At 70.3% G+C, this 12,117-nt stretch carries 11 protein-coding genes; 2 read left to right on the top strand and 9 right to left on the bottom strand.

What is annotated here, in order from left to right:
- The first annotated feature begins 20 nt into the window (after nt 1–20).
- Entirely contained in the window at nt 21–257 is a 237-nt protein-coding gene (locus AB0230_RS13440; protein ID WP_315995877.1) for a hypothetical protein, read from the top strand.
- A 27-nt stretch (nt 258–284) separates the two neighbouring features.
- Here AB0230_RS13440 and AB0230_RS13445 read toward each other — a convergent pair whose 3' ends face one another.
- The 3 genes from AB0230_RS13445 to coaE all read right to left on the bottom strand — a co-directional run bounded on the left by AB0230_RS13445 (nt 285) and on the right by coaE (nt 3,532).
- On the bottom strand, nt 285–707 hold the full coding sequence (locus AB0230_RS13445; protein WP_315995878.1) for a VOC family protein: 423 nt from the start codon (nt 705–707) through the stop codon (nt 285–287).
- A gap of 16 nt (nt 708–723) precedes the next feature.
- On the bottom strand, nt 724–2,793 hold the full coding sequence (uvrB, locus tag AB0230_RS13450) for an excinuclease ABC subunit UvrB (protein WP_315995879.1): 2,070 nt from the start codon (nt 2,791–2,793) through the stop codon (nt 724–726).
- 136 nt (nt 2,794–2,929) lie between these two features.
- Nucleotides 2,930–3,532, bottom strand: coding sequence for a dephospho-CoA kinase (gene coaE, locus AB0230_RS13455; RefSeq protein WP_366376212.1), 603 nt, complete (start codon nt 3,530–3,532; stop codon nt 2,930–2,932).
- A gap of 115 nt (nt 3,533–3,647) precedes the next feature.
- Here coaE and AB0230_RS13460 point away from each other — a divergent pair, with 115 nt between their 5' ends.
- On the top strand, nt 3,648–4,022 hold the full coding sequence (locus AB0230_RS13460) for a response regulator (RefSeq protein WP_315995881.1): 375 nt from the start codon (nt 3,648–3,650) through the stop codon (nt 4,020–4,022).
- 9 nt (nt 4,023–4,031) lie between these two features.
- Here AB0230_RS13460 and AB0230_RS13465 read toward each other — a convergent pair whose 3' ends face one another.
- The 6 genes from AB0230_RS13465 to AB0230_RS13490 form a co-directional block, all read right to left on the bottom strand.
- Entirely contained in the window at nt 4,032–5,189 is a 1,158-nt protein-coding gene (locus tag AB0230_RS13465; RefSeq protein ID WP_315995882.1) for a hypothetical protein, read from the bottom strand.
- The gene (locus AB0230_RS13470; protein WP_363578950.1) at nt 5,186–6,805 is read right to left on the bottom strand and encodes a HAMP domain-containing sensor histidine kinase; all 1,620 of its coding nucleotides are present in this window, start codon (nt 6,803–6,805) and stop codon (nt 5,186–5,188) included. The genes AB0230_RS13465 and AB0230_RS13470 overlap by 4 nt, the downstream gene beginning before the upstream one ends.
- 87 nt (nt 6,806–6,892) lie before the next feature.
- Complete coding sequence (locus AB0230_RS13475; RefSeq protein WP_366376215.1) at nt 6,893–7,507, bottom strand: hypothetical protein; 615 nt, start codon at nt 7,505–7,507, stop codon at nt 6,893–6,895.
- Between the two features lie 231 nt (nt 7,508–7,738).
- A complete protein-coding gene (locus AB0230_RS13480; RefSeq protein WP_315995885.1) occupies nt 7,739–8,290 on the bottom strand; it encodes a GIY-YIG nuclease family protein in 552 nt (183 codons plus the stop codon).
- 91 nt (nt 8,291–8,381) lie between these two features.
- Nucleotides 8,382–10,679 (bottom strand): maltose alpha-D-glucosyltransferase, encoded by a 2,298-nt coding sequence (treS, locus tag AB0230_RS13485; RefSeq protein ID WP_366376217.1) that lies wholly within the window; start codon nt 10,677–10,679, stop codon nt 8,382–8,384.
- A 103-nt stretch (nt 10,680–10,782) separates the two neighbouring features.
- A complete protein-coding gene (locus AB0230_RS13490; protein ID WP_366376219.1) occupies nt 10,783–12,003 on the bottom strand; it encodes an MFS transporter in 1,221 nt (406 codons plus the stop codon).
- Between the last annotated feature and the right edge of the window lie 114 nt (nt 12,004–12,117).

Here is a 12,117-nt window from a genome sequence, read left to right on the forward strand (position 1 = left end):
CAGTTAGTACACTAATAATCATGACACGAAAGGATGCCGACCGCCCGTCCCTGCGCGCACGCGTACGCGAGGCCGGCGGCTGGTACCAGTACCTCAACACCCGCCTCATCCGCGTAGCGGGGCCGGCGTCGGTCGGCCCCTACGAGACCACGCCCGAGCCCGTGCGAACCGGACGCCCCTGCCCCCTGTGCGGCCACGCGATGGCCGAGCATTCGGTGGACCGGACGGGACCGAAGCCGTTGCTGCACTGCCCCTGACCACGGCGGGTTCCTCGCTCGCCTTCGTCACCCCAGTTGTGGACGGCCCAGGTCGTCCAACGGCCATCCGGGATTGACCGCCACTTCCCAGGGGTGGCCGTCCGGATCGACGAAGACCCCGGAGTAGCCGCCCCAGACGGTGGGGGCTCCGCCGCGCGCGAGCCGCGCCCCGGCCGATCGAGCCGCTTCCAGGATGCCGTCGACCTCGGCCGGGGTGCCGACATTGTGCGCGAGGGTGACGCCACCCCACCCGCCGCCGTCGGTGACCCCGGAGTCCGCGGCGAGGGCATCTCGAGCCCACAGCGCGACGACGAGCCCGCCGGTGTCGTAGAAAGCCACCTCGCCATCGACGGACGTCGGATGGGCCTGCCAACCGAGCGCCCCGTAGAAGGTGATCGCACGGGCGAGATCCTGCACTCCGAGGGTGATCAGGGTGACGCGCTGGTCCATCGGTCGCTCCCCCGGCTCAGGCGTGCCCGGCCCGCTCCATCGCGCGAAGCTCCTTCTTCATGTCCTGCACCTCGTCGCGCAGACGCCCGGCCAACTCGAACTTGAGTTCCGCCGCGGCGGCGAGCATCTGCTGGGTGAGGTCGGCGATGGTCGATTCGAGCTGGTCCGCGCCCTCGGCCGCGATCCCCGTGCGACGCAGCGAGGGCGTGGGCGACTTGCCCTTGCCCGCCTTGTCGTTTCGGGCGAGCAGCTTCTTGGTGTCCGTCGCTTCGCGGTTGAGAACCTCGGTGATGTCGGCGATCTTCTTCCGCAGCGGCTGCGGGTCGATGCCGTGCTCGGTGTTGTACGCGATCTGCTTCTCGCGACGTCGCTCCGTCTCGTCGATGGCGTTGCGCATCGAGTCGGTCACCTTGTCGGCGTACATGTGCACCTCGCCCGAGACGTTTCTCGCGGCACGGCCGATCGTCTGGATGAGGGAGGTGCCGCTGCGCAGGAAGCCCTCCTTGTCGGCGTCGAGGATCGCCACCAGCGAGACCTCGGGCAGGTCGAGACCCTCGCGCAACAGGTTGATGCCGACGAGCACGTCGTAGACGCCGGCGCGCAGCTCCGTGAGCAGTTCGACGCGGCGCAGGGTGTCGACGTCCGAGTGCAGATAGCGCACGCGCACTCCGTGCTCTCCCAGGAAGTCGGTGAGCTCCTCCGCCATCTTCTTGGTGAGGGTGGTGACCAGCACGCGCTCGTCACGCTCGACGCGCACCCGGATCTCCTCGAGCAGGTCGTCGATCTGCCCCTTCGACGGTTTGACGATGATCTCGGGGTCGACGAGTCCGGTCGGGCGGATGATCTGCTCGACGACTCCGTCTGCGATCCCCATCTCGTAGCGCCCCGGGGTGGCCGAGAGATAGACGGTCTGCCCCACGCGCTCCTTGAACTCGTCCCAGCGCAACGGACGGTTGTCCATCGCGCTCGGCAGACGGAAGCCGTGCTCCACCAGGGTGCGCTTGCGCGATGCGTCTCCCTCGTACATCGCGCCGATCTGCGGCACGGTCACGTGCGACTCGTCGATCACCAGCAGGAAGTCGTCGGGGAAGAAGTCGAGCAGCGTGTGGGGCGGATCACCGGCCATGCGGCCGTCCATGTGACGCGAGTAGTTCTCGATACCCGAGCAGAAGCCGAGCTGCTGCAGCATTTCGAGGTCGAAGGTCGTGCGCATGCGGAGACGCTGCGCCTCGAGAAGCTTGTTCTGCGACTCGAGCTCCTTGAGCCGCTCGTCGAGCTCGTGCTCGATGGTGCCGATGGCGCGCTGCACCGTCTCGGTCCCCGCGACGTAGTGCGACGCCGGGAAGATCGGCACGGAGTCCATCTTCTCGATGACGTCGCCCGTGAGCGGATGGAGCGTGTAGAGCGCCTCGATCTCGTCACCGAACATCTCGATGCGGATGGCGTACTCCTCGTAGACCGGGATGATCTCGATCGTGTCGCCCCGCACGCGGAAGTTGCCGCGCGAGAAGTCGACGTCGTTGCGGTTGTACTGCATCGAGATGAATTTGCGGATGAGCGCGTCTCGGTCGTACCGCTCCCCCACCTGCAGGGCGACCATGGCGCGCAGGTACTCCTCGGGCGCACCGAGGCCGTAGATGCACGAGACCGTCGAGACCACCACGACGTCGCGGCGAGACAGCAGCGAGTTCGTCGTCGAGTGACGCAGCCGTTCGACCTCGGCGTTGATCGAGCTGTCTTTCTCGATGAACGTATCGGTCTGCGGCACGTAGGCCTCGGGCTGGTAGTAGTCGTAGTACGACACGAAGTATTCGACGGCGTTGTTCGGCATGAGCGCGCGGAACTCGTTCGCAAGCTGCGCCGCGAGGGTCTTGTTGTGCGCGAGCACCAGGGTCGGACGCTGCACCTGCTCGACGAGCCAGGCGGTGGTCGCCGACTTGCCGGTTCCGGTGGCGCCGAGCAGCACCACGTCTGTCTCGCCCGCGTTGATGCGGCCCGCGAGATCGGCGATGGCCTGCGGCTGATCGCCGGACGGGGAGTATTCGCTGATGACCTCGAAGGGACGCACGGAGCGAGTGGGCTGCATGATTCCAGCGTAGGCGGGGCCTCCGACATCGGGGTCGGGTTGCGTTCGCCGTGGGCGAGCGCGAATGCTCTCGGCCGCTCGTCGGCCCGTCGACGGCGGGATGCGACCGCGGCGACGACGTGCCCCGTGACCGCGGTCAGTCCGCCGGGGAGATCCGCGCCCAGAGGTCGTCGACCTGGCTCCGCGTGGCATCCATCGTCGTCGAGGTGTCGATCACCACGTCGGCCAGCGCCAGGCGGTCCTCGTCGGACGCCTGCGAGCCCACGCGCGCACGGGCGTCCGCCTCGGAGAGTCCTCGACCCTCGATGAGCCGCCGCACGCGCGTCTCGGCCGGCGCATGAGCGACGATCACGAGATCCCACGCGTCCCCGGCGCGCGCCTCGGCGAGCAACGGGACGTCGTAGACCACGACGGCCGCGGGGTCGCGGGCGAAGGCTTCGTCGAAGCGCCGCTGCGACTCCGCCCTGACCGCGGGGTGCACGAGGGCGTTGAGAACGGCCAATCGGTCGGGGTGACCGAACACCCGCGCTCCGAGAGCGGGCCGATCGAGTGCTCCCTCGGCCGTGAGCACGTCGTCTCCGAACTCGCGGGCGATCGCCGACAGAACCGGCGATCCGGGCGCCTGCACCTCGCGCACGATGGCGTCGGCGTCGACGACCACGGCGCCGCGCCCGGCCAGGAGGGCGGCGATGGTGGACTTCCCGGAGGCGATCCCACCCGTCAGCGCGAGAAGAGGCACCCGAAGAGGATGCCACAACACGACGTCCCGGGCACTCCCGAGCGTCACGGCGCTGCGTCGTCTACGATTCCCCCAGGTGGGATCGCTCCCGGACCCGCCCGACGAAAGCTCCGCCATGCCCGATGCCCGCACCACGGTGGTGATCGAGGACGACCTCGACATCCGCACGCTCGTGTCCACCGTGCTCGAGAGCGCGGGCTTCACGGTGCACGCCGCGAGCACCGGACTCGACGGCATCGAACTGGTCCGACTCCACGCGCCGGTGGTCACGACGCTCGACGTGAGCATGCCGGGAATCGACGGTTTCGAGACCGCACGGCGCATCAGGGCCTTCAGCGACACGCGCATCCTCATGGTGAGCGCCCGCGCCGACGAGGCGGAGCAGCGCACGGGGCGCGAGGCCGGAGCCGACGACTACCTGACGAAACCGTTCCGACCCCGCGAGCTGCGCCAGCGGGTGGAAGACCTGGCCGCGGCCGCCGGGGCCTGACGGCCGCTCTCAGCCGATCCGGAAGGACTGCTCGCCCGTGACGGCGGCCCGCGCGGCCGCTTCGTCGGCCCGCAGCGTGAGCGCGCGGGAATCGTGACCGTGGTCCGCCGTGACAGCGACGCCGACCCCCACCACGGGCACCACCGCGGTACCGAGGCGCGAGAGATCGCTCACGACGCTGTCGTGCAGTGCGCGTGCGACGCGCCCGATGTCGGTGGTCGGACCGGTCGTGAAGGCGACCGCGAGGCCTGTTGCATCGGCCTCCCCCACCAGCGCCATCGTGGGCGAGTACCGACGCACCGCTCCGCGCAGCTCGCGGGCGAGCTGCTCGGCATCCTCCGGGCCGAAGGCGACCGAGACGCGCTTCAGGTCGTCGATCCGGATGCCGATCACGCACACGCCCTCACCGGCGAGTTCCGCCCGTGCGCAGACGATGGCGAGCGTCGCCTCGAACGACTCGCGGAACAGCACGCCGTTGGCATCCACCGAGAGTCGGCGGACGTCGGGCGAGCCGCGCAGGGTCGACTCGTTCGCCCGGAGGACGGAGGTCACCGTCACCGCGGCGATCACGAGGGTGATGGTCAGCAGAGCGGAGACGCGGGTGTCGAACACCGTCCGGAAGAGGTCGCTCTCGGGGCCGCTGACGATGAACACCGCCGTGCGGCTGACGAACCACACCGCCTCGATCGCGAGGATGATGGTGAGCCCCACGGCGCTCCACCGCCTCCCGATGGCGCCGCGGCGCGTCTCGACGGCTCCGAGAACGGCGAACAGCGCGTTGCCCAGGAAGAACGGGATGGCACCTGCCCAGTCGCCACCGGCCGGACCGGCTGCCAGGGCGGACACCACCACGAGGAGGATGACCGCGCCGACGACGATCGAGGGCACGCGAAGGGGGCGGCCGTTGAAGGCCACGCACCCCAGCCAGATGAACGCCGTCGCACCGACGAACGCCCCGTTGCCCACGGCGACCGCCACGAACACGTCGGGCAGCAGCAGCCACGCGAGGTAGCAGACGGCGGAGAAAGTGCCGGACAGGTAGGCGCTCGCCCACAGCCGCCCCGGGAGGCCGTCCTTGAGCATGATCGTGTCGAGCAGGTACATGACCGCGGAGACGACGATCACGAGGGCTGCTGAGGCCTGCAGCGTCAGAACGTCGAAGATCACTCGCCCTCCCGGGGGTTTCGAGGCAGCCGCACGGTGAAGACGGCGCCCTCGCCGGGGGCGGTCCGCACGGTGATCTCGCCGCCGTGGGCCCGGGCGAGGTCGCGACTGATCGCCAGACCGAGGCCGCTGCCGTGCGCCGAGGAATTGCGCACGGCGTCTCCGCGGAAGAAACGCTCGAACAGGCGGCCCTGCTCGGTGACGGAGATCCCGGGGCCATCGTCGGCCACGACGATCGAGACCGAGTGCAGGTCCTGCTGCACGGCCACGCTCACCGCCGCGTCGCGGGGGATGTACTTGATCGCGTTCGACAGGAGGTTGTCGACGATCTGACGCACGCGGCGCGCGTCGATCACCGCTCGCGCCTCGACGACGCCCGAGGCGTCGATGTGCACGCCGTGGTCCACGGCGCGTGGGGCGATCGACTCGATCGCCGCCCGCACCACCGCCGCGACATCGGCGGATCGGAGTTCGAGCTCCACCCCCACTCCTTCGCGCGAGGTGGCCGACAGAGCCAGGATGTCGGCGACCAACTCCAGCAGACGCGACGCGTTGCGTTCGGCCACGGTCAGCCGGTCGCGGGTGCCGGGGGCGATGGAGGGGTCGTCGAGCGCGAGTTCGAGGTAGCCGATGATCGAGGTGAGCGGCGTACGCAGCTCGTGCGACACGCTCGCCACGAGGTCCTCCCGCGCGCGACGCGCCTGCTCCTCGACCGTGACGTCGCGCGAGACGATGACCGCGCTGATCTCGCCGGTCTCAGCCGCCGGCAGGCGGCGCGCGGTCACGCTCAGCGCGCGTCGGTCCTCCCCCGGCCCGCCGTACCAGACCATCTCGCCCTCGAACACCTCGCCGGCTCGCGCACGGGCGAGAGGCGTGGCATCCGCGGCGATCAGCGTCGAGCCGTCCGCGGCGAAGACCTCGACCTCCCGCCCCAGCACGTCGGTGGTGTTCAGCAGTCGCGCGTGAGCGGCGTTCGTGACGGCGAACTCTCCGGCCGCCGTGACGCGGGTGACGCCGAAATCGACGGCATCCAGAACCTCCGTGACGAGATCCTCCTGCCGACGCGCGCGCTCCACGGCGCGGCGCAGCTCCGCGGACTGCTTCTCGAGGAGCTCGCGCTGCGCCTGCGAGCGACGCGCGGTGAAGTGGGCGATGGTCGACAGCGCGGCGACGACGAACGGCAGCAGCAGCGTGGAGGCGGTGAAGCGCTGCAGGTCGATGACGACGGCTTGGTGGACCATCACGATCGTCACCGAGACCGAGATCGCGACGATGCCCCACACCCCGAACACCGTGCCGATCCAGAGCGCCGGGAAGGCCCAGAGCAGTCCGAGACCCGCGAGCGGCGCGCTCTCGCGCATCAGGGCGACGGCCACGACGTCGACGATCGGCAGCAGGGCGGCCCACAGCTGGGACACGCGGTCCCAGGGCAGCAGGACCGCGGCGATCGCCCCGGCGAAGAGCAGGGACGCACCCGCGAGGAACAGGGTGGGGTCGACCACGTGCCCGACCGCGATCGACACCAGGATGCCGATGAGCGCGGCCGCCGAAAGGAGCATCTGGTTCGCCACGATGCTGCGCCGCAGACCGAGGCGCACACGGGAGATGCGGGGCGCCATGGCCTCGACGATATCGTCTCACCGAGCCTCGGACGCGCGCTCGGACCGCGGCACGCCGACGTTCGCCGCCGGCGCGGGTCTCACGGATCAGAACCCGAAGTCTCCGCCGCCGAAGTCACCTCCCCCGAAATCGCCTCCGCCGAGATCTCCCCCACCGAAGCCGCCGGCATCGCCGCCGCCCATATCCGCCGCAGCATCGCCTCCGGAACCATCGGTTCCCGCGTCCGCGGCGACGCCGTCCGCGTAGCCGGCGTCGTATCCGGGGTCGAACATCGCGCCCACGAGGGCGGAGCCCACCACGTACCCGCCGATCGTGCCGAGCATCGACGCGCCGAGCATCGACCCGAACCCGGGCCCCGCCCCTCCGCCGCTGAAGGAGCGACCGCCGAACGTCCGCTCCATGAAGCCCGGCCGCGAGTACTCCGCACGCGTGGCCGCGCGGGCGAGGGCCCGAGGGTCATCGCTCGCCGGCCGCTCCGACGCCGCCAACCCCGACGACATCTCGTCGAGCACCTGGCGGCGCTGCGCCGGCGTGAGGCGTTCGAAGGCCTCGGCGTGCACCTGCTCCACCGTCTCGGGCGGCGCCGTACGCAGCAGATAGCGGTAGCGCTCGATCGCCCGCTGGTCGTCCGGGGAACCGGATGCCGTCGAGTCGGCCTGGGCGGGCGGCGGCGGCGCGTATCGTCCCCCCGCATCGCGCATCCCGCTAGCCCCGCCACGGGGTGCGGGGGGCGGGGTGCGGTCTGACGCGTCGTCCCCTGAGCCGAACAACCGGTCGAAAAGTCCCATGTCTCGGCCTTCCTCGTCGTCGCTTCACGCTACGACGCGGATCGGAGGAGGAGGGAGGGGTTGTCACCGCGCTCACCGCGTCGTACTCCCCCGACGCCGTCACCCGCACGGATTTCAGCCGCGACGGTGTCCGCCGCGACGGTGTCAGCCGCGACGCGCGATCGCCTCGCTCGTCCACCGCGCGTACAGCGCCCACGGGTCGTCGACCCCGGCGGACAACCCGGAGACATGCGCGTCCAGCGCCGCGCTGCGCCGGAACCACTCCGTGCGGCCGAACCTCGCGTCGGCGAACTGGGCGTGACGACGTCTCTCGACGAGGCGGTCCCCCGGCTCGAATGCGAGCAGCTCGTCGTGCCACACGGCGGCGAGACGCTGTCGCGGCTGCGCGCTCGTTCCGATCTTGATTCGGTCCTCGAATCTCAGGTAGTAGACGATATCGACCCGGGGCGGGGGGAGCTCCCCGTCGACGGGTTCACCGTGACGCCATTCGCACACGGCGCACAACCACCCGCTCGGCCAGCGCACGCCCAGCCGCGACCCGCAGAGCCGGCACGGCGTGGGCAACAGGTCGGTGACGCCGTCGGTCGCCGCTGCCCAGTCCGCCCCGACAGCGAGGTGCCAGGTGCAGACGCGCACGGGCGCGTCGGCATCGACGTCTCGTCGACAGCCGGGCACGAGGCAGGCGGAGGTGGGCACGCGAACACGCTACGCCGAGCCCCCGACATCGTCGCGCCCGCCGAACGGGGCGGGGAGAGCGGCCCGTCGGGCCACCGCTCCCCGCCGCGACTCAGTCGTCGGTCTCGGGCGCCTCCAGCACCAGGAAGAGCCCCGCGTACGGGCCGAGCTCGAGCGAGAAGCTCTGCAGCTCGTCCACGCGACCGACGACGTCTCCGGTGGCGGCGTCGACGGCCGTGCTCTGCGGCACGAGGAACTCCGAACGCACGGTGCCCTCGATGGTCTCGCCCGAGAAGTTGAGCACCGTGATCTGCAGCGGGGCGTCCTCGGCGCGGCGATCCCCGCCGTCCAGGCGATGCACCATCACGAGCATGCTGGGGTGCCCCACCTGCGGGATGTCGACCTGCGTGGCGATGGCGATGCCGTGGTCCCCGCGGATGCGGAGCACGTCGCGCAGCCCGGAGAGGAACGACTCCGGGTTCGCCTGCTGATCGCCCAGCGATCCGTACAGCGAGCGGGCCCGCGGCATCCCCGAGACCGAGGAGACGGCCTCCGGAGCGACGTCGAGCAGGTCGTGGCCGCCTCGCTCGATCCACCGGGTGTCGCCCGACGCGATGAGATGGCGCACGTCGTCAGCGGGCAGCGTGAGCGAACCCGTGAGGTCCCATCCCGAGAGCGCGAACACCCCCGGCTGCCAGGAGTTGTACTTGGTCAGCAGCAGGTGCGCGTCGCGGATCGCGGGGATGTCCGCATCCGTGATGTCGTCGAGCGTCGCTTTCCCCTGCGTCGCGGCGATCAGCGATGCCGTGGTGCAGGCGATGCCGTTCTGCGTGAAGACGAGGTTGTAGTCCGCGTCGACCGTGAGCTTCTGCGTCAGGTCGGCCCGCACCATCTCGGCGATCTCGCCACCGGTGTGCTCCTCGTGGCGGAACGGGTAGACGGTGTCGCGGTGCGTCGTCGCCCAGTGCACGAGCTCGTAGGTGAGCTCGTCGTGGTTCTGCATCCCGTGCACGAGCTGCACGGGTTCGACACCGGTCTCGAGGGCGGTGTTCAGAGCGAGGCGGAGGAATTCCGTGTTCGCCGTCGCGAGCGCGTGGTGGTACCCGGGCCGGGTGACGAAGTCGTACGACAGATCGGCTCCGACGGCGCCCGTATCGCGGATGTCCTCCATCGTGAGGTTGAGCTCTTGGAACGTGAACCCGCCGACCTTGCGCACCATCCCGGCGATGATGTGGTTCGCCGCGTGCGACAGGGGGTGGCCTTCCGACCACGCCGGCAGACCCTCCGCGCTCTTCTCGACGCCGAGGAAGCCGTTGGCATCCAGTCGCAGCGCGCTCGTTCCCAGGTCACCGAGCGAGTGCAGGGCGTCGCCGATCACCAGGCGCATCCCCGCGAACGTGGGGTCGAGCCAGTTGATCGAGGGCTGGCCCTCCTTGAAGTAGTGCAGATACACCCAGCGGCGCTCGAGCCCGTCGGTTCCCACCACGGGCGCCGTGGCGCTCCAGTTGGTCTCCTTCACGCCGGGCGTGTAGAAGATCACGCGCTGCAGCTCGCCGATGATGTAGCCCCGGGCGCTCAGCTCGCGCTCGGTCTCCGCGTCGAGGTTGACGGAGTCGCGCCCGGCCGGGACCTCCGGCAGCAGGGCCCAGTCCTCGCGCGGGATCTCGACCATGTGGTAGATCCCGGGATAGTCCTTGTACGCCATCTCGGCGAGGCGGAAGTCCGCCCCCTTGCCCGTGTGCCCGGGCACGATGTCGTCGATCACGCTGCCGCCGTGCGACTCGGCGACGTCCGCGACGCGGCGGAACGCGTTCTCGTCACCGAACTCGGGATCGATCTGCGTGCTGATGCGGTCGAAGTGCCCGTCGACGCTGGGCGTCTCCTGCCAGCCCGTGATGCCGCCCGCCCGCTTCACGGGACCCGTGTGGATGCCGTTGATCCCGACCCACTCGAACGCCTCCCACAGCGCCTCGTCACCGAGCGCGTCGAGGAACGACTCCCCCGGCCGAGTGATCAGCGAGATGGGGTACGCGGTGAACCAGACGTCGGTCGACTCGATCGCCCGTCGGGCGTCCGGACGCGCGTAGGGGTTCCGCCACATCGACGGCTGGCCCGACAACTGCCGACTGAGCACGTCGGCGTCCTTGAGCATCGACTGACGAACCAGCCACTCCACGTACGACGGATTGCCGCCGTTGGCGTTGCGCGGGTCGGTGAGGAAGCGTCGCAGCGTCCCGCCCCGGAACTGATCCCGCGGACGCAGTCGTCGCGGGCGTGCGGGATACCGCTGCTCGTCGTAACTGATCTCGGTGACGGTCTCGCCCGCCTCGTCGATGTCGTCCGCGGCGGCGTGCTGCTGCGCGTCGACCAGCTCGTCATCCGTCATGGTGCGCTCTTCGGCGTCGTCCACTCCCGACCTCCCTCACGTCACCTTCGACGCTAGTCGGTTCCCTCCGTGTCGGACGTGGGCATTGACCTCCGGATGCCGCGTGTCGATGAATCGGCACGAATGCTCAGGCGGATGCGACCGGCCGGCCCCCGCCGCGCAGCACCAGCAGAGCCAGGATGAGGGCCGTCGCGCACATCGTCAGCACCGCCCCCAGGAACCAACCCCACCCCGCGGCGCCGAACACGATGCCCAGCGCCCACCCGAACAGGCTCGAGCCGGCGTAGTAGCCGAGGTAGTACAACGACGAGGCCTGCGCCCGCGCCTCCGGTACCGCCGCGACCGGCGTCCATCCGGATGCCACCGCGTGCGCCGCGAAGAATCCGGCGGTGAAGGCGATCAGGCCCGCCAGCACGGCGACGACCGCGGGCACGAGCATCAGTGCGGCCCCGGCTGCCATCACCGCGGTCCCCGCGATGAGAACGGGGAGGCGACCGTGTCTCACCGCCAGCGCTCCCGCCTGAGGAGACGAGACCGTCCCCGCCAGGTAAGCGAGGAACAGCAGGGTGATGACCGCCGGGGCGAGCAAGAACGGTGGCGCGCTCAGGTGGAAGCCGAGGTAGTTGTAGACCGCGACGAAAGCCCCCATCAGCAGGAAGCCCTGCGCGTACAGGGCCAGCTGCATCGATGAACGCAGATTCACCGCCAGGCGGCGACGGATCGACGGCCCCCGCACCGCGCGATGACGGCCCGGGACGAAGCCCCGGGCTGCCGGAACCAGCGTGAGGAACACCACCGCCGCGATCACGCAGAGAAGAACGACGGATGCCACCCCCCACCGCCAACCGGCCGCCTCTCCCACCCAGCCGGACAGCACGCGCCCGCTCAGGCCGCCGACGGTGGTCCCCGCGATGTAGGAGCCCGCCGCTGCGGCGACGTGGCGGGCATCGACCTCCTCGCTCAGGTAAACCAGGGCGACGGCCGGGACGGCGCCGAGGGCGGCCCCCTCGAGCAGGCGCAGCACGAGGAGGACGACGATGTCGTGCGCCACGGGAGTGAGCGCCCCGAGCACCGTCGCAGCGATGAGCCCGATGGCCATGGCAGGCACGCGTCCGATGCGATCAGCGACGATCGACCACGGGATCACCGCCGCAGCCAGACCCATCGTGGATGCCGACACGGTCAGCGCGGCACCGGCGGGAGGCGTCCCCACGTCCGCCGAGATCGCCGGCAGAAGCGCCTGCGTCGAATACAGCTGCGCGAAGGTGGCCACTCCGCCGAAGAAGAGCCCGATGAGAAGCCGCCGATAGTCGCGGCTGCCGGGAAGGTGCCCCGCGAATTCGCTCACTCCGTCGACCTTAGCCGTCCGGGTACGGCGAAGCGCCGGTACGCGTCCCCCTCCGATACCAAAAGGAAGGGGGGTGCGTACCGGCGCTGTCACCGTACGGGCAGAATGTGCCCG

It is taken from the genome of Microbacterium sp. NPDC089190 (assembly GCF_040701795.1).
In the GTDB taxonomy this organism is placed as follows: Bacteria; Actinomycetota; Actinomycetes; order Actinomycetales; family Microbacteriaceae; genus Microbacterium; species Microbacterium galbum.